This is a genomic window from Sandaracinobacteroides hominis (assembly GCF_016464365.1).
GTDB lineage: Bacteria > Pseudomonadota > Alphaproteobacteria > Sphingomonadales > Sphingomonadaceae > Sandaracinobacteroides > Sandaracinobacteroides hominis.
This window is the reverse complement of sequence record NZ_JADCUC010000002.1, coordinates 309,767-327,825: the sequence shown is the minus strand read 5'-3', so window position 1 is coordinate 327,825 and position 18,059 is coordinate 309,767. Positions and strand designations below refer to the sequence as shown.

At 67.2% G+C, this 18,059-nt stretch carries 15 protein-coding genes; 6 read left to right on the top strand and 9 right to left on the bottom strand.

Translation table 11 applies throughout. The features are described 5' to 3' along the window. Positions 1-66: 66 nt before the first annotated feature. Positions 67-1,110 (top strand): cobalamin-independent methionine synthase II family protein, encoded by a 1,044-nt coding sequence (locus tag IM784_RS06155; RefSeq protein WP_199554416.1) that lies wholly within the window; start codon positions 67-69, stop codon positions 1,108-1,110. Here IM784_RS06155 and IM784_RS06150 read toward each other — a convergent pair. From IM784_RS06150 to IM784_RS06125, 6 genes are read right to left on the bottom strand one after another with little or no spacing between them, the layout of a single operon-like run. Beyond that, positions 1,107-1,799 (bottom strand): alpha/beta fold hydrolase, encoded by a 693-nt coding sequence (locus IM784_RS06150; RefSeq protein WP_199554415.1) that lies wholly within the window; start codon positions 1,797-1,799, stop codon positions 1,107-1,109. The two genes, IM784_RS06155 and IM784_RS06150, sit on opposite strands and share 4 nt — an antisense overlap. Then, on the bottom strand, positions 1,799-2,719 hold the full coding sequence (locus IM784_RS06145; RefSeq protein ID WP_199554414.1) for an NAD(P)-dependent oxidoreductase: 921 nt from the start codon (positions 2,717-2,719) through the stop codon (positions 1,799-1,801). Before IM784_RS06145 ends, IM784_RS06150 begins: the two co-directional genes overlap by 1 nt. Continuing rightward, positions 2,716-4,005 carry a phosphopyruvate hydratase gene (gene eno, locus IM784_RS06140; protein ID WP_199554413.1) on the bottom strand — a complete coding sequence of 430 codons (1,290 nt, stop codon included), beginning with the start codon at positions 4,003-4,005 and terminating at the stop codon, positions 2,716-2,718. The genes IM784_RS06145 and eno overlap by 4 nt, the downstream gene beginning before the upstream one ends. Next, positions 4,002-4,970, bottom strand: a complete 969-nt coding sequence (locus tag IM784_RS06135) for a phosphotransferase family protein (protein WP_235976601.1) — start codon at positions 4,968-4,970, stop codon at positions 4,002-4,004. The genes eno and IM784_RS06135 overlap by 4 nt, the downstream gene beginning before the upstream one ends. After that, positions 4,970-6,097 (bottom strand): alpha/beta hydrolase, encoded by a 1,128-nt coding sequence (locus tag IM784_RS06130; protein ID WP_199554412.1) that lies wholly within the window; start codon positions 6,095-6,097, stop codon positions 4,970-4,972. Before IM784_RS06130 ends, IM784_RS06135 begins: the two co-directional genes overlap by 1 nt. Positions 6,098-6,123: 26 nt before the next feature. Further along, positions 6,124-7,758 carry a long-chain-fatty-acid--CoA ligase gene (locus IM784_RS06125; protein WP_199554411.1) on the bottom strand — a complete coding sequence of 545 codons (1,635 nt, stop codon included), beginning with the start codon at positions 7,756-7,758 and terminating at the stop codon, positions 6,124-6,126. A 126-nt stretch (positions 7,759-7,884) separates the two neighbouring features. Here IM784_RS06125 and IM784_RS06120 point away from each other — a divergent pair, with 126 nt between their 5' ends. Further along, positions 7,885-8,310, top strand: a complete 426-nt coding sequence (locus tag IM784_RS06120) for a MarR family winged helix-turn-helix transcriptional regulator (RefSeq protein ID WP_199554410.1) — start codon at positions 7,885-7,887, stop codon at positions 8,308-8,310. Here IM784_RS06120 and IM784_RS06115 read toward each other — a convergent pair. Further along, entirely contained in the window at positions 8,307-8,879 is a 573-nt protein-coding gene (locus IM784_RS06115) for an NADPH-dependent FMN reductase (RefSeq protein ID WP_199554409.1), read from the bottom strand. The two genes, IM784_RS06120 and IM784_RS06115, sit on opposite strands and share 4 nt — an antisense overlap. Before the next feature lie 4 nt (positions 8,880-8,883). Further along, the gene (locus IM784_RS06110) at positions 8,884-9,414 is read right to left on the bottom strand and encodes a MarR family winged helix-turn-helix transcriptional regulator (protein WP_207791681.1); all 531 of its coding nucleotides are present in this window, start codon (positions 9,412-9,414) and stop codon (positions 8,884-8,886) included. 122 nt (positions 9,415-9,536) lie between these two features. Between IM784_RS06110 and purU the strand changes: the two genes are divergently transcribed. The 4 genes from purU (at position 9,537) to IM784_RS06090 (ending at position 16,321) form a co-directional block, all read left to right on the top strand. Further along, the gene (purU, locus tag IM784_RS06105; protein WP_199554408.1) at positions 9,537-10,400 is read left to right on the top strand and encodes a formyltetrahydrofolate deformylase; all 864 of its coding nucleotides are present in this window, start codon (positions 9,537-9,539) and stop codon (positions 10,398-10,400) included. Positions 10,401-10,506: 106 nt separating this feature from the next. After that, positions 10,507-11,751, top strand: coding sequence for an efflux RND transporter periplasmic adaptor subunit (locus IM784_RS06100; RefSeq protein ID WP_199554407.1), 1,245 nt, complete (start codon positions 10,507-10,509; stop codon positions 11,749-11,751). A gap of 3 nt (positions 11,752-11,754) precedes the next feature. Then, complete coding sequence (locus IM784_RS06095; protein ID WP_199554406.1) at positions 11,755-14,931, top strand: multidrug efflux RND transporter permease subunit; 3,177 nt, start codon at positions 11,755-11,757, stop codon at positions 14,929-14,931. After that, the gene (locus IM784_RS06090) at positions 14,924-16,321 is read left to right on the top strand and encodes an efflux transporter outer membrane subunit (protein WP_199554405.1); all 1,398 of its coding nucleotides are present in this window, start codon (positions 14,924-14,926) and stop codon (positions 16,319-16,321) included. The genes IM784_RS06095 and IM784_RS06090 overlap by 8 nt, the downstream gene beginning before the upstream one ends. Positions 16,322-16,339: 18 nt before the next feature. Here the strand turns inward: IM784_RS06090 and IM784_RS06085 are convergent, their stop codons facing one another. Continuing rightward, entirely contained in the window at positions 16,340-18,043 is a 1,704-nt protein-coding gene (locus IM784_RS06085; RefSeq protein ID WP_199554404.1) for a DEAD/DEAH box helicase, read from the bottom strand. Positions 18,044-18,059: the final 16 nt, after the last annotated feature.

Sequence of the window (18,059 nt, the reverse complement as noted above, 5' to 3'; positions counted from 1 at the left end):
ATTCCACTTGAATTGGATAGAATACTAAGCAATGCCTTCCAAGCTGATTATCTGAAGGGAATTGCCTTGCGCGGCCATCCTATCCTGCCGACCACCATCGTGGGAAGCTATCCGCAGCCGGACTGGCTGATCGACCGCGAGCGGCTGAAGGCCTCGCTTCCGCCGCGCGTCCGCGCCGAGCAGCTGTGGCGCATCCCGGCCCCCTGGCTCGCCGACGCGCAGGAAGCGGCGACGCTGATGGCGATCCGCGATCAGGAAGAGCTGGGAATCGACATCGTCGGCGACGGCGAGATGCGGCGCGAAAGCTATTCCAACCGGCTGGCGACCGCGCTTTCCGGGATCGACACCCGGAAGCACGGCACGGCCATCGACCGCACCGGGAAGGCGAACCCGGTGCCGCTGGTCTCCGGCCCGATCCGTCGTGTCGCGCCCATCGAGGCGCAGGATGCGGCCTTCCTGCGCCGCCATTCCTCGAAGCCGGTGAAGCTGACGCTGCCAGGCCCCTTCACCATGACGCAGCAGGCGGAAAACGGCTTCTATCCGGACGCCCGCTCGCTGGCGATGGACTATGCCGACGGCGTCAATGCCGAGGTGCGCGACCTGTTCGCCGCCGGGGTGGACGTGGTGCAGCTGGACGAGCCCTATCTGCAGGCCCGCGCCGCGGAGGCGAACGCCTACGCCATCGAGGCGATCAACCGCTCGCTCGACGGCGTCGACGGCACGACGGCGCTGCACATCTGCTTCGGCTATGCGATGGTGCACGGCGCCGGCGTGCAGAAGCCCAAGGCCTATGATTTCCTCGCCGAGCTCGATGCCTCGGTGGTGGATGTGATCTCCATCGAGGCGGCACAGCCCGGGCTCGATCCGTCGATCCTTGAGGAGCTGCCGAACAAGATCATCATGTACGGCGTGCTCGACCTGTCCATCCCGGAGGTGGAGACGCCGGAGCTGGTCGCCGCGCGCATCCGGCAGGCGCTGCGCCATGTCGATGCCGAACGGCTGTGGATCGCGCCGGACTGCGGGATGAAGTACCACAGCCGCGAACATTCCCAGGCAAAGCTCCGGGCAATGGTACAGGGCACGGAAATCGTCCGCGCCGAAATCGGCTAGACCTCCAGAAACTCCGCCAGCATCGGGGTGACGATTTCGGGAACCTCGATCGTGGGAAGATGCCCGGCCTCGGCGACCGTTTCCAGATGCGAGCCGGGGATTGCCGCCAGCATTTCCTGCTGCTGCGCGTCGGTGGTGATGCCATCGCCTGCACCGCGTACCAGCAGCACGGGAACGTCGATCTTGCCCAGCTCCGGGCGGCTGTCGATCCGGGACATGATGGCGCGCTGCTGGCGCAGGAAGGTTTCCTGGCCGGTATCAGAGGCCATCTTGCGGGCGATGCCCAGCATCTTCTCGTCGCTGCGCCGCGCTTCGGGAAACAGAAGCGGAATGCGTTCCTCGACCACCTGGTCGAAGTGGCCGGATTCGACGAGGTCGATATAGCCCTGCCGACGCGCCGTCTGCGCCGGCCCGTCGGCCGAGGCGAGGGTGGAGATCAGCGCCAGCCGAGTCACCCGCTCGGGCGCGCGCCGCATCACCTCGAAGGCGACGAAGCCGCCCATCGCATGGGCGATCAGGTTGAACCGGATGGGGACATTTTCCAGCAGCCGCGTCGCCATGCCGGCAATGCTGTCGTCGCGGCTGTTGTCGGCGACGATAAGCTCGCGCGCCGTCCAGGCGTCGATCAGCGGCACCCACACCGCGCGGGTGAGAAGCTGTCCGGTGATGAGGACTGTCGGCACGAACATCAGACCACCCGGTGCAAGAGTTGCTCGCCCGTCTCCAGGCGCCTGCAGTTCTCATGGGCGACATTCAGGCTTCGCACCAGCGTTTCCGGTGTCAACCAGGCGATATGCGGAGCCAGCACGGCGTTGGGGAGGGCAAGCAGCGGGTGGCCGGCCGGCAGCGGCTCCTGCGCGAAGACGTCCAGCCCGGCCCCGCGCAGGTGGCCGGTGGCGAGCGCCTGCACCAGCCGCGATTCGTCCACCAGCTCGCCGCGCGCCGTGTTCACCAGCACAGCGCCGGGCTTCATCGCCAGCGGATCGATGGCGCCGCGGGTCTCCTCCGTCAGCGGCATGTGCAGGGAAATTATGTCAGCCTCGGCCACCAGCTTCTCCAGCGGCCAACAGGCATAGGGCACATCGCGCGGGGTTCGGGCGGTATAGACGACGCGCGCGCCCAACGCCGCCAGCACCGGCGCCAGCAGCTGCGCCGAGTTGCCGAAGCCGACGAGACCGATGGTGCGGCCGCCGATTTCGCCAACGCTGTCGAGCTCGGACGGATCGGCCGACCAGCCCTCCCCCGCCTTCGTCCGCAAGTCGAAGAAGGGCGTGCGGCGCAGCACCGCCAGCATCAGCGACAGCGCCATTTCGGCAACCGCCTGGCTGTTCGTGCCGGGCATGTTGCACACCGCCACCCCCTGCCGGCGCGCGGCGTCCAGCGCGATGGTGTTCACGCCCACGCCCAGCTTCTGGATCAGCTTCAGCTTCGGCGCCGAGGTTATGAACTCCGCCGTCACCGGGGTCAGCACATGCAGCAGAGCGGTGATCTTGGCCGCCACGCTGTCCAGCGGTGCCGCCTCGTCGACATGGACGACGGCGCCTTCGCCAAAGATGCGGTCGACGGCGGCGCGGAATCCGGGGCTGGGACGGGCGTGGAGGACGATCATCGAAGCGCCTCTGCAACGGGCGCTGCAAAGGCGGAAGCGCCGGCGAACTCGGCGTCGGGCCCCATGGCTTCCTCGATGCGCAGCACTTCGTTCCACTTCGCCATCCGCTCGGAGCGGGTGAAGCTGCCGACCTTCAGCTGGCCGGCGTTCCAGCCGGTCGCCAGATGGGCGATGGTGACATCCTCGGTTTCGCCCGAGCGAGCGGAAACCAGCGTGCCCCAGCCGTGCGCCCTGGCGGCATCGAGCGCCGCCTTCGCCTCGGAAACGGTGCCGACCTGGTTCACCTTGATCAGCGCCGCGTTGCAGACACCGGCCTTCGCCGCCGCTTCGACGCGCTCGGCATTGGTCACCAGCACATCGTCGCCGATCAGCTGCACGCGGTTACCGATGGCGGCGTTGACGGCGGCCATCGTCTTCCAGTCATCCTGTCCGGCCGGGTCCTCGATCGACAGGATCGGGAAGCGCTTCGTCCACTCGATCATCCGCCCGGCCATCTCCGCACCGGTGAGACGCCGGCCGTCGAGCGCCAGCTTGTAGCCGCTTTCGTCGCCCAGCTCGTTGGCGGCGATATCCAGCGAGATATACACGTCGCGGTGCCCGCTCGCCTCGATTGCGCGGGTCAGCGTTTCCAGCGCATCCTCGTTGGAGGCAAAGTTCGGCCACCAGCCGCCCTCGTCGGCGACACCGGAAAGCGGCCCCTTCGCCTCCATCAGCCGCCCGGCCGCGCGAAACACATCATGGGTGATGTCCAGCGCCCGGCGGAAGGAACCGGCCCTGGGGCACATCACCATGAAATCCTGCACATCGGTGCGGCGGCCGGCATGGGCCCCGCCGCCGAAGATCTGGATTTCCGGCAGCGGGATGCGGACCTTTCGGCCCTCAGCCAGCCAGCGCCACAGCGGTTCGCGCGCGTCTGCCGCTGCCGCATGCAGCACCGCCATCGAAACGGCGACGACGGCATTCGCGCCCAGCCGCGCCTTGTTCGGCGTTCCGTCCAGCTCGCACAGCGCCCGGTCGATGGCCGCCTGTTCGCGGGCATCCATGCCAATGATGGCAGGGGCGATTTCGGCAGCGATCCCGGCGACGGCGCGGTCGACACCAAAGCCAAGGAAGGCTTCGCCTCCGTCGCGCAGATCGATGGCTTCATGCGCCCCGCGGGAAGCCCCCGCCGGCGCAATGGCGCGGCCGACGGCACCGGATTCCAGCGTGACTTCCGCCTCTACCGTGGGGCGGCCCCGCGAATCCCAGAGGCTGCGCCCCTTCACCCGGGCGATGCGCGCAGTCATTCCGTTCCTTTCCATTCGGCGACCAGTCGGTCGAGGGGGCGCGGGCGCCCGATCAACGCCCGCGCCTGTCCGCGCACGATCTCCCGGTGCACGGGGTCGGTGAGATAGGGGGCGGGAGATTTTCCCTCCACCCGGGCGAGCAGCAGGGCAGCGGTCACCCGGCCGGCGCGTTCCAGCAGCGATTCGGGCGGTTCCCAATCGAGGCCGCCGAGATAGCCATCGACCAGCGCCCCGGCCGCCTGCCGAATGCCTCCCAGCCACACATGTTTCAGCAGCAGATGCGTGGCGCAAAAGGCCAGATCGAAGGCCGGGTCACCATAGACGGCGCACTCGGCATCCAGAAACACAGGGCCATCGGCATGGACCAGGATATTCTTCGGGCTGACATCGCCATGCACCAGAGCCGTCTTCCGGGCCATCAGATCGTCGGCGATGGCGTTCAGCGCAGCTGCCAGATCGGCGTTGGCGCGGGCGACGTGGAGGATGAACGGATCGACTCGCAGGGCGCGAAACATCTCGTCCGTCGGGAACGCCGCGCGGTCGGCTTCTTCAAAGGCGGTTGCCGCATGCACGGCAGCGATCCGCCGGCCCACAGCGGCGGCGAAATCAGCGTCTATGCGGCCCGCGATCAGCTCGTCCTTCCACACCGGCGCATCCGGCAGGAAGCGCAGGACGAAGCCGTGGCCCGGCAGCTCCGCCAGCACTTCGGGCGCCATCCGCGGATCGACTTCGCGCGCCCGCCTCAGCCAGCGCACCTCGCTGTCGCCGCGCTCGACCGGCGCCCGCCAGTCGGCCTCGACGCGCAGCTTTGCCAGCGGCCGTTTCACCACGACCGGCCCCTTGGCCGTTTCCAGCTTCCACACATCGCAGGAAACGCCGCCCGCCAGCGGCACCAGCAGGGGTTCCTCCGCGCCGATCAGCCCGGCGCGGCGCAACCCCTCGACGATGCCGGCGTCGGCCTGCATCAGAGCTTCGACCGGATCCAGCTGCCCACCAGATCGGCGGCATTCTGCCGTTCGGCGATCGAATCCTCGAAATAATGCGCCCCCGGGATCAGCTCCAGCTGCTTGTCGCTGCTCCCCAGGAAGTCGAAGATCTTGCGCGCGTCGCTGGGGAAGACGCCGGTATCCGCCAGCCCCTGCACCACCAGCGCCGGGGTATCGTGCTTCGCCAGATGCGGCTTGCCCTGACAGGGGGAGGTCTCGAGGCTCCACATGTTGAGCCAGGTCTTGATCATGTTGGCGCGGCCGATGCTGGGGGTGCGGTTGGCGATCTTCGGATCGCCGCGATAGCACCAGTTCGGCTTGCGGTCGGAGGGGTCGATGCCTGCATCCACGCAGCGGATATCGCCCCAGCAGCGGAACATCGGAAACAGCCGGTCGGGCACGCCCGCCGCGTTCAGGCGCACGAGTTCGGCCTTCGCCCAATCGGTGATGCGCTGGTTCCGCGCCCGCTGGGCGGCGCGATATTTGGCAATGAACGCTTCCGAATAGGGCGGGCCGTTGTCCGGGTTGAACGGATCCAGCTCCGGATCGGTCGCCACCGGATCATTCTCGTCGATGACAGACGCATCCATCCAGTCGGTCAGCACTTCCGGCCGGCCCTGATGGGCGTTGAACGAGATATAGAGGTCGCCCTTCACCAGCTGCGCCAGCGCGTCCTGTCCCGCGCTGGGCAATCGCTCGGTCAGCGTCGGCGCAATCGCCTCGGCCTGATAGGCACCCATCAGCGAACCGCCGCCCGAATTGCCGAGGATGACGACTGCCTCGACGCCGGCCACCTCCTTCAGCCAGCGCATCCCCACGCCGATATCGATCACGGCATGTTCCAGCAGGAACTGGTCCTCGACACCGCGATAGCGCGTGTTCCAGCCCAGGAAGCCGAAACCCTGCCGCGCGAAATAGGGGGCGATATAATGTTCGGAAAAATCGACATTATAATGGGTTGCGATGATGGCGACCTTCGGGCGCGTGCCGGATTTCGTCCAATAGATGCCCTGGCACGGATGCCCGCCCGCCATGATGCGCGGCATCGTCGGCGACACCAGGCCAATGAATTGCGCGTCCAGTCCTTCGATCCCGTTCGGATCCATGCATCTTCTCCCCAGAATGGTTTGGTTCAGCGCGTGACGTCGAAGGGCAGCTGATACCCCGTCAGCCCGGCGCGAATGGCGCGTTTGTCGATCTTGCCGGTCGGCCCCAGCGGGATCTCGTCGACGAACAGCACATCGTCGGGCATCCACCAGCGGGCGATCCTGTCGGCGAGGAAGTTCTTCAGATCGTCGGCCCCGGCGCTGGCGCCCGGCTTCAGCTGGCACAGCAGGATCGGCCGCTCGTCCCACTTCGGATGCGAAACGCCCACCACCGCCGCCAGCGCCACCGCCGGATGCCCGGTGGCGATATTCTCGATGTCGATCGAGCTGATCCATTCGCCGCCCGATTTCACCACATCCTTGGCGCGATCGGTGATCTGCATATAGCCCTCTGCATCGAGGGTGGAGACATCGCCGGTGTCGAAGAACCCCTCCGCATCCAGCGCATCGCCCGCCTCGCCGCCGAAATAGGCCGAGGCGATTGTCTCGCCGCGGATCATCAGCCGCCCCGGTGTCTTGCCGTCGTGCGGCAGGCGGTTGCCCGCATCGTCGACCAGCTTCAGCTCCAGCCCGCTCAGCAGCCGGCCCTGCTTCAGCTTGTAGGCCATCTGCTCGTCCGGCGATTTCGCCGCTACGCTGGCATTGGGCACCGAAACGGTCGCCAGCGGCGAGGTTTCCGTCATCCCCCAGCCCTGGATCACATCCACCCCATAGTCGTCGCGGAAGCTGCGGATGATCGATTCCGGGCAGGCAGAGCCGCCGATCGTCACCCGTTCCAGCGTGGAGAATTTGCGACCCTTTTCCTGCATATGTTGCAGCAGCATCTGCCACACGGTCGGCACCGCAGCGGAGTAGGTGACGCCCTCAGCCTCGATCAGATTGTAGATGGATTCGCCGTCCATCCGCTGCCCCGGCATCACCAGCTTGGCGCCGACCGCGGGCGCCGAATAGACCACGCCCCAGGCGTTCGCATGGTACATCGGCACCACCAGCAGCACGGAATCCCGCGCGCACAACCCCAGGGCGTCGCGCTGCAGAGTCATCAGCGCGTGGATGCTGTTCGATCGGTGCGAGTAGAGCACACCCTTCGGATTCCCCGTTGTCCCCGACGTATAGCAAAGGCCGCAGGCCGTCCGCTCGTCGAAGCCGCCCCAGCGATAGTCGGCCGGATAGCCTGCAATCCAGTCGTCAAAAGCCGTCGCCGGATACGCCGTTTCCGGCAGCGAGGCGCGGTCGCAGAAGAAGATCACCCGCTCGATCGAAGGCACCTGCGGCAGCAGCTGCGCCACCAGATCGGCGCAGGCGGGATCGGCAATCAGCAGCCGGTCGCCGGCGTGGTTGGCGATATAGGCGATCTGCTCCAGATGGAGGCGCGGGTTCAGCGTGTGCAGCACCGCGCCCATGCCGCAGGCGCCATACCAGGCGGCCAGATGCCGCGCGCTGTTCCATGCCAGCGTCGCCACCCGGTCGCCGAAGCCGATCCCCGCGTCCGCCAGCGCGTTGGACACGCGCTTCGCATCGGCGTGCACCTGGGCATAGGTAGAACGTGTGACGTGGCCCCCGGCATCGCGCGAGACCAGCTCCCGCGCGCCGTGCCAGGCGGCGGCATGGTCCAGAATCCGGTCAACGGTAAGTGGCACATCCTGCATCAAACCCAGCATGGCCGCGCTCTTCCCCCTTGTTGCGGCCCTGCGGCCATTATGGAAAAGGATAGTATCCTAAGGAAAATGCCCTGACAACGTCGCACGGGCTTGCGCCTGACGCACTGCTGCATCTAGGGCGTGAACGTGCGTTCGGATCAACTCATCATCGCCCTCTTCCAACGTTTCTGCTGGATGGACGAGGGACTGCAGGCCTCGCTGCATGCGCGCGGCTGGCCGGATGTGAACCGCCCGCAATCGATGGTGATGATAAATGTGGTGAGCGGCATCGTCCGCCCATCCGAAATCGCCCGCAACCTCGGCATTTCCAGGCAAGCCATCCACAGCACGCTGGCGCAGATGACCGAACTGGGGATGATCACCATGCAGGCCGACCCGCAGGACAGGCGCCACATGGTCGTTTCGCTTACGGAAAAGGGCAGCCGGATGCGGCAGGATGCCCAGCGCGCGATGGATGCGCTTTCCGCCCAGATCGCCAGGGCACTGGGGCCGGAAAGCTATGCGGCGATGATCGCCGCGCTGGAAGCCGACTGGGGGACGAACACGCCCTAGGAGAGCGCCGCCGCCACCTTCACCAGCCGCGCCGCCGTCATTTCCACCAGCGACGCCGGAAGGGCGTCCTTCAGGCCGCCCTGTTCGTCGAAGGCGGCATGGGCATTCGGCACCATAACCTGCTCCGGGATCACCAGCATCTGCACCGTCGTCAGGATCTGCCGCAGATGCAGCAGCCCGCGCAGGCCACCGAACGGGCTGATCGAAGCGGACATGATGGCGGCTGCCTTGCCACGATAGGCCGTCAGCGCAACCAGGCTTTCCGAGCCGGTCGGCCGGGAGGCCCAGTCGATCGCATTCTTCAGCAGCGGCGACACGGAGCCGTTATATTCGGGCGACGCGATCAGCAGCCCGTCCTGCACGACCAGCAGTTCCTTCAGCCGCAGGGCGTCCGGCGGAAAGGCGTTCGCCTCCAGCGCATGCGAATAGAGCGGCAGGTCGAACGCGCCGAGATCGATCCCGGTCACGTCGGCGCCGTGCGTCCGCAGTGCATGGGCGGCCAGCATCGCCAGCGCCCGGTTGAACGACCCTTCGCGGGTGCTGCCCGCAAGCACGGCAATGCGCGGCATCCGCTCAGGCCTTCACGTCGGAGAGGAATTTCAGCTTCGCCGTCTCGTCGGCAAGGTTGGCGATCACCCGCCGCAACTGCCGCTGCAGCACCTCCACTTCCTCGTCCGTCATGCCGCGCGTGGCGATCTCGTGCACTTCGGCGTTCATCGGCGCCAGCACCAGCTCCAGCGCCCGCGCGTGCGGCGTCAGGTGAATGAAGGTCTTGCGGCGATCCTCGGTGGATTTGCGGCGGGTGATGAAGCCCGCCTTCTCCAGCCCGTTCAGCGCCACCACCGTCGTCGGCTCGCGCATCCCCACCCGCTCGGAAAGCTCGCGCTGGGTGATGCCATCCTCGCGCCAGAGCTGGCGCAGGAAGCGCCACTGCCCGGCCGAGACATCCTGCGTGAGCGTGCCCTGTTCCAGCAGCCGCGAAAACGACCGGAAGACGATGCGGGCAAGATAGCCGATGCTGTTTTCCGGGTTCGTGTAGAACTCGGGCGGATGCCGATATCTCTTGGTCGGATTTGGCGCCGGATCTGGCCCCGGAATTGGCAAAACCTTACCCCCTACCTCGCCGCCGAGACGGCCGAATGCTTAGTTTGCTATGTTTATCGGACGATGTCTTGTAGAATCTTGCAGGCATTGCCAATCGGGGCAACGCTTGCAATGGCTTGGACATGGCTGACGCGCATTTCATCATGACGGTCGTCTGCGAGGATGCCGTCGGCATCGTGGCAGCGGTCGCTTCCCATCTCGCAGCAAACGATGCCTTCATCGTCGAATCCCAGCAATATGCAGATCTCGCGTCCGGGCGATTCTTCATGCGCGTCGGCTTCAAGGCGGCCGGGCCGCGCTTTCCCGGCGGCGATGCGCTGCGGGCGGGATTTGCCCCCGTCGCCCAGCGTTTCGGCATGGACTGGCACATCCACGATACCGACCGGAAGTTGCGCGTGCTGCTGGCGGTCTCCAAGGCGAGTCACTGCCTGAACGACCTGCTGCACCGCTGGCAGACGGGCACGCTGCCGGTGGAAATCCCCGCCATCGTTTCCAACCACGAAACCATGCGGCCGCTGGCGGAGTGGCACGGCATCCCCTTCCTGCATCTGCCTGTCGGCCCGGAAAACCGGGTCGCGCAGGAGGCGGCCCTGCTGGAAGCCGTGGTCACCCACCGCATCGATCTCACCGTGCTCGCCCGCTACATGCAGGTGCTGTCGCCGGCGCTCTGCGCCCAGCTGGCCTGGCGCTGCATCAACATCCACCACAGCTTCCTGCCCAGCTTCAAGGGCGCCCGCCCCTATCATCAGGCGCACGAACGCGGCGTAAAGCTGATCGGCGCGACGGCGCATTTCGTCACCAGCGACCTCGACGAAGGCCCCATCATCGAGCAGGACAGCCTGCGCGTGGACCATGCCCTGACACCCGACGAACTGGCGACGGCAGGGCGCGACGTGGAAGCGCAGGTGCTGGCCCGCGCCCTTCTGTGGGCGGCCGAGCACCGGATATTGGCAAATGGTCGCAGGACCGTTGTGTTCAGGCGCTAACTAGCTAAAATGAAACAACTTAATAAGCGAGTAGAAGCATTTGTCGTTTTTCAAGGTTTGGGAGCCATGCGTCCGGTTTGCTTGACGGCTGACCATGTGGTAGGAAATGCAGCGGGTCGCTGAACAACCAACGGGGGTGCTGGTGCAACTGACCGGACTATGCCGCGCCGTTGGCGCAAGATTTTTGTGCCATGGTGGCAGCGGCCATCCGTGGGTGTTGCTGCCGCTGGTCGCCGTGCTCGCCGCCTGCTCGCCCGATGCGCCGCAGGCGCCGCCACCGCCAGAGGTAGAGGTGGTGACGGTGAAGACCGGCAGCATCGACAATATCATCGAACTGCCCGGCCGGGTGCAGGCGACCCGCACCGCCGAAGTCCGCGCCCGCGTCACCGGAATCGTTGCCCGCCGCCTCTATGAAGAAGGCAGCGACGTGAAGGCGGGCCAGCCGCTGTTCGCCATCGACCCGCGCGAGCTGCAGGCCAGCCTGGGTGCCGTGCAGGCGCAGCTGGAGCGCGCACAGGCCAATGCCGCCAACGCCCGGCAGGATTTCGATCGCTATCGCCCGCTGCTGAAGGATCAGGCGATCAGCAAGCAGGAATTCGACGCCGCCGTCGCCCGCATGGGCGCCGCCGAGGCCGATGTGGCGCAGGCACAGGCCCAGGTGGATTCGGCGAAACTGAACCTCAGCTATGCCACCGTCACCGCACCGATTTCCGGCCGCGCCCGCCGCGCCGAAGTGACCGAGGGCGCGCTGGTCAGCGCCGCCGAGGGCACGTTGCTCACCGTCATCGAGCAGACCAACCCGGTGTTCGTGAACTTCTCGCAATCCTCGTCCGAGCTGCTCGCCATCCGCCGCGACATCGCGTCCGGGGTGCTGAAGATCCCTGCCGCGCTGGGCGCCACCCGTGTCGAGCTGGAGCTGGAGGACGGCAGCACCTACGCGCAGACAGGGCGCCTCGACTTCCTCGATCTCAGCTTCGATCAAGCCACCGGCGTCTCCGCGCTGCGCGCCGAATTCCCCAACCCCGGCTCCATCCTGCTGCCGGGCCAGTTCGTCCGCGCCAAGGCCTTCGTCGGCACCCGTTCCGACGCCGTGCTGATCCCGCAGCGCGCCGTCACCCTCGGGCCGCGCGGCGGCTCGGTGATGGTGGTGAATGCCGAAAGCAATGCAGAGGCGCGCCCGGTCCAGCTGGGCGACCTGCGCGGCTCCGACTGGGTGGTGCGCAGCGGCCTGAAGCCGGGCGAGAAGGTGATCGTGAACGGCCTGCAGAAGGTGCAGCCGGGCGCCCCCGTGCGCATTGCCGGTGCAAAGCCCGCCGCTGCGCCAGCCGCCGCTCCCGCGAAGGCCGAATAGCCCGTGGGTCCTTCCTTCTTCATCGACCGCCCGGTCTTTGCCTGGGTGGTGGCGCTGCTGATCTCGCTCGCCGGCTTCATCGCGCTGCGCTCGCTGCCCGTCGAGCAATATCCCGATGTCGCCCCGCCTTCGCTCACCATCTCTGCCACCTATCCGGGTGCCGACGCGGAAACGGTGGAGCAAAGCGTCACGCAGGTGATCGAGCAGGAGCTGAACGGCGTCGAGGGCCTGCTCTACATGGCCTCGACCTCCGCCGCCAATGGCACCGGCACCATCACCGCCACCTTCGAGACGGGGACCGACATCACCCGCGCGCAGATGGACGTGCAGAACCAGCTCACCCTGGTGGAGCAGCGCCTGCCCGAGGAAGTGCGGCGGCAGGGCATTCCCGTGCGCCGCGCCAACTCCGGCTTCCTGCTGCTGGTGGCGTTGGGTTCGAAAACCGGGGAAACCCAGCCCGACGATCTCGGAAATTTCGCCAGTGCCCGGGTGATGGACGAGCTGCGCCGCGTTGACGGCGTCGGCGATGTGCAGCTGTTCGGCTCGGCCTATGCGATGCGCATCTGGCTCGATCCGGAGAAGCTCGCCAACTACAACATGTCTGCCGCCGAAGCGCTGGCGGCCGTGCAGGAACAGAACAGCCAGTCCACCGGCGGCCAGCTGGGCGACCTGCCGCAGGCGCGCAATACCGATATCAACGCCACCATCATCACCCAGGGCCGTTTCACCTCGGCATCCGAATTCTCCAACATCATCCTGCGCGCCAATCCGGACGGCTCCACCGTCACCATCGGTGACGTGGCGCGGGTGGAAATGGGCGCCGCCAGCTACGACACGCGGGCCGAGCTCGACGGCAAATCCGTCGCCATCATCGCCATCCAGGCTTCCAACGGTGCCAACGCCATCGATACGGCGACAGCCGTGAAGGCGCGCATGGAAGAGCTCGCCAAGGGCTTCCCGCCGGACATCTTCTGGGATGTGCCCTACGATACCACGCCCTTTATCCAGCAATCGATCCACGAGGTGGTGAAGACGCTGGGCGAGGCAATGCTGCTCGTGTTCATCGTGATGTTCCTGTTCCTGCAGAACTGGCGCGCCACGCTGATCCCCACCATTGTCGTGCCCATCGCGCTGGCCGGCGCCTGCATCGGCCTCGCCATCTTCGGCTTCACCATCAACGTGCTGTCGCTGTTCGCGATGGTGCTGGCGATCGGCATCCTCGTCGACGACGCCATCGTCGTGATCGAGAATGTCGAGCGCATCATGAGCGAGGAGCATCTGTCGCCGCGCGACGCGACGATGAAGGCGATGTCGCAGATCACGTCGGCCATCGTCGGCATCACGCTGGTGCTGATGGCGGTGTTCGTGCCGATGAGCTTCTTCCCCGGCTCCACCGGCGCCATCTATCGCCAGTTCGCGGTGACGCTGATCGTCTCCATCGGCTTCTCGGCGCTGCTGGCGCTGACGCTGACTCCGGCGCTCTGCGCCACCTTCCTGAAGCCGCACACCCGGCACGACTATTCCACCGAACGCAGCCTGCCGCAGCGCTTCTTCGACCGCTTCAACGCCTGGTTCCACCGGCTGACCGGCCGTTACCAGCATCACGTCGCCGGAATCCTGAACGTACCGCTCCGCTGGCTGGCGATCTTCGTGCTGCTGGTGGCGTTGACGGCGCTGCTCTTCTTCCGCCTGCCGGGCGGCTTCCTGCCCGAGGAAGACCAGGGCGTGCTGTTCACCGCCGTGCAGGCACCCCCCGGCGCCACGCGCGAGCGCACGGCCGAGGCGACGAAGCAGGTCAGCGACTTCTTCGCCAACAATCCCGCAGTCGCCAGCCAGGTGGTCGTGCGCGGCTTCAGCTTCTTCGGCCAGGGCCAGGCCAATGCCATGGTCTTCTCCAGCCTGAAGCCGTGGGAAGAACGCAGCGCCAAGGAAAATGCGCTGGTGCTGGTGGGGCAGGCAAACGGCGCCTTCCAGCAGATCAAGGAAGCGCTGGTCTTCTCGCTGAGCCCGCCCGCCATCGCCGGGCTGGGCACCTCCAGCGGCTTTACCTTCAAGCTGAAGGATGTCGCCGGCCAGGGCAACGAAGCGCTCACCGCCGCGCGCAACCAGCTGCTCGGCGCCGCCAGCCAGAGCCCGGTGCTTGCAGGCGTGCGCCCGGAAGGTCAGGATGACGCGCCGCAGCTGAAGGTGACCATCGATCGGGTGAAGGCGCGCGCGCTCGGCCTTTCCATCGCCGACGTCAACGGCACGCTCGCCATCGCCTTCGGCTCGGCCTACGCCAACGACTTCACCTATGAAGGCCGCATCCTGCGCGTGCTGCTGAAGGCCGACGCGCCCTTCCGCATGACCCCGCACGACGTGCTGGCGCTGAAGGTGCGCAACGCCAGCGGCCAGATGGTGCCGTTCGGCTCCTTCACGCAGGTGGAATGGACCTCCGGCCCGCAGCAGCTGCAGCGCTACAACGGCTATCCGTCGATGACGATCTCGGGCATGGCCGCCCCCGGGCGCGCCACCGGCGAGGCAATGGCGGAAATGGAGAAGCTCGCCTCGAAGCTGCCGCAGGGCTTCTCCTATGAATGGACCGGCACCAGCTACGAGGAAAAGCAGGCCGGCGGCCAGATCGGCGCCCTGTTGGGGCTGTCGTTCCTGATCGTCTTCCTGCTGCTGGCAGCGCTCTATGAAAGCTGGTCGATCCCGGTGTCCGTTCTGCTGGTGGTGCCGCTGGGCGTTCTGGGCGCCGTGGTCCTCACCATGGCGCGCGGCCTTTCCGCAGACGTCTATTTCAACGTCGGCCTCATCGCCATCATCGGCCTCGCCGCCAAGAACGCCATCCTCATCGTCGAGTTCGCCATCGAGGAGGAACAGGCCGGCAAATCCCCGCTGGAAGCGACGCTGAACGCGGTGAAGCTGCGCCTGCGCCCCATCATCATGACCTCGCTCGCCTTCATCGGCGGCATGATCCCGCTGTTCATTGCCTCGGGCGCCGGCGCTGCCAGCCGCATCGCCGTCGGCACCGGCGTCATCGGCGGCATGCTGGCGGCGACCCTGCTCGGCATCTTCTTCACGCCGCTCTTCTACCTCACCGTCCGCCGCTGGCTGGGCAAGGAGGGCGAGGTTCCGCACGCGCCACCGGGGCATGACGATGCCGGCCACCATGGAGGCGACGCGCACCATGGCTAGGTTCACCCCGCTCGCCCTTCTCCTGCTTGCCGGCTGCCAGCTCGCCCCGGCCGATGTCCGGCCAGAGATGGCAACGCCGTCTGCCTATCCGCTGCCCGGCCCTGCCGGCGGCACCGACGCCACGATGCTGTCGCGCGCCGACTTCTTCCCCGATCCCCGTCTCCGGGCGCTGATCGATGCCGGGCTTGCCCGCAACCGCGATCTCGCCGTCTCCTCGGCCCGCATCGCAGAGGCGCGCGGCCTCTACCGCATCCAGGACAGCGAGCGGCTGCCGTCGCTGAACGCCAGCGCCACGGCCAGCCGCAGCCGCATTGTCAACCAGGGTCCGGCCTATATCGCCAATTATGTGAATGTGGGCGTCGCCGTACCGGCCTTCGAGCTGGATTTCTGGGGCCGCATCCGCAACCTGTCCGACGCGGCGCGCGCCAGCTATCTGTCCACCATCGCCGGCGAGCGAGCCTTCCGGTTGTCGCTGATCCGCTCCATCGCGTCTGCCTATTTCGCCCTGCGCGAGGCCGAGGAGCGCGTCGCGCTGGCCGAACGCACGGTGACCAGCCGCGAGGAAGGACTGCGCATCGCCAAGCGGCGGCTCGATGCCGGCGTGACGTCTGCGCTGGATTTCCGCCAGTCGGAATCGCTGCTTACCCAAGCCGAAACGGAGCTGTCGGCGCTGCGGCTGGCGCGGGCGCAGGCCATCAATTATCTGACCGTGTTGACAGGCGGGCCGATCGCCGGGGAACTGCCCGCCGGGCTGCCGCTCGCCGCGCAAAAGCCGACGCAACCGCTGGCCGCCGGTCTCCCCTCTGCCCTGCTGGAGGCGCGGCCCGATATCGTCGCAGCCGAAGAATCCCTTCGCGCCGCCCGCGCCAATGTCGGCGCCGCGCGGGCCGCCTTCTATCCCAACATCAGCCTCACCGGGAACATCGGCTTCGCGTCGGCCGCGCTCGACGATCTGTTCGACGATTCCGGGCTGGGCTGGAGTTTCGGCCCCTCGATCAGCATTCCGATCTTCGACTGGGGTGCGCGCAAGGGCAATCTCAGCGTCGCCCGGGCGCGCGAGGACATCGCGGTCGCCAGCTATGAAAAGACGGTTCAGGAGGCGTTCCGCGAAGTCGCCGACACGCTCGCCGGCCGCCGCTACCTCGCCGAAGAGGTCGCCGCCCAGCAGCGCGCCACGACGGCCTATCGGGAAATTGCCCGCCTTGCCCGCATCCGCTACCGCGAGGGCGTTGCCAACTATCTGGAAGTGCTGGACGCCGAACGGAGCCTGTTCACCGCCGAGCAGGCGCTGATCACGTTGCAACGGCAGGAACTGGATAATCTCGCCGCGCTCTATGCAGCGCTCGGCGGCGGGCTGGGGCCGGAGCCGGCCGTAGGCGGCAGCTCTTAGGGCTGCCGCCCCGGGGCCTCAGCCCCGGTGCTGCTTCTTCGGCTTGTAGGGCTTGGCTTCATAGCGCTTCGGCGCCGGCGCGTTCGGCCCGTTGCGCTGCGGGCCGGGTTGCGGCGGACGCGCCCCGCCTTCCATCTGCTCGAACAGCACCGCGGCCTCGTCGCCTTCCTCGTGCGCGGTGCGCTTCACCGCCGCCAGGAAGCGGCCGGCGGCAGCGCGCGGCAGCGCAAAGTGCGTCTCGTGCTGCTGGATGCGGATGGCGCCGATCTCGTTGCGGGTCATGTGGCCGCGGCGGCACAGCAGCGGCAGCAGCCAGCGCGGATCGGCATTCTGCCGGCGGCCGACATTCATCCGGAACCAGACGACATCGTCGAAGCCCTGCCGATGTTCCTTCGGCCCCCGCTCCCGCTCGCCGGCATCCACCATGTCTTCCGGCGCGGGCAGCTTCGCGCGCAGCGAGGCGACCAGCATCGCGGCGATGTCTTCAGGCGTCCGGGTTTCCAGCAGCTTTGCCGCCATCTCCCGGTCCTGCTCGTCGATCTCCACCGGCTCCTGCAGCTTTTCCAGCAGCCGCTCGCGGTCGCGGGCGTTGATTTCGGCGGCCGTCGGCGTGCGGATCCATTCGGCCGTCACCCGCGCATCGCGCAGCAGGAACTCCACCTTCTTCCGACGCGGATAGGGCACCAGCAGGATCGCCGTGCCCTTCTTGCCGGCGCGGCCCGTGCGGCCCGACCGGTGCTGCAGCGCCTCGGGATCGCGCGGGATTTCCACATGGATCACCAGCGTCAGGTTGGGCAGATCGATTCCGCGCGCCGCCACGTCGGTCGCCACGCACACCCGCGCCCGGCCGTCGCGCAGCGCCTGCAGCGCCTGGTTGCGCTCGTTCTGGCTATGCTCGCCCGACAGCGTCACGGCATCGAAGCCGCGCTCGACCAGGCTGGCGTGCAGGCGGCGGACATTCTCGCGCGTGGCGGCAAACAGGATCGCCGTTTCCGCCTCATGATAGCGCAGCAGGTTCACCACCGCATGCTCGATATCGGCCGGCGCCAGGCTGACGCACTGATAGCTGATGTCGCCGTGGCCGCGATCCTGCCCCACCGTCGAAATGGTGAAGGCATCCTTCTGATAGCGCTTGGCGAGCGCCACGATCGGGCGCGGCATGGTCGCCGAAAACAGCAGCGTCCGTCGGCCTTCGGGCGTGGCGTCCAGGATTTCTTCCAGATCCTCGCGGAAGCCCATGTCCAGCATCTCGTCGGCTTCATCCAGGATGGCGGCCTTCAGGCTGGAAAGGTCGAGCGCCCCGCGCTCCAGATGGTCGCGCAGGCGGCCCGGCGTGCCGACGACGATATGCGCGCCGCCGGCCAGCGCCCGGCGCTCCTTCGCGGCATCCATGCCGCCAACGCAGGTAACCACGCGCAGGCGCGCACCGGCATAGAGCCATTCCAGCTCCCGGCTCACCTGCAGTGCCAGTTCGCGGGTCGGCGCAATCGCCAAGGCCAGCGGCGCAAAGGCGTGGCGCGGCTTGCCGTCCTCGTCGATCAGTTCGGGCGCAATGGCGAGGCCGAAGGCAACGGTCTTGCCCGATCCGGTCTGCGCCGAAACGATCAGGTCGCGGCCCTGCGCCTCGGGCTCCAGCACGGCGGCCTGAACAGGGGTGGGCGCAGCATAGCCACGGGCGGTGAGCGCTTCCGAAAGAAGCGTCGGCAGGGTCGAGAAAGGCATTGTCGTCCGTTCAGCA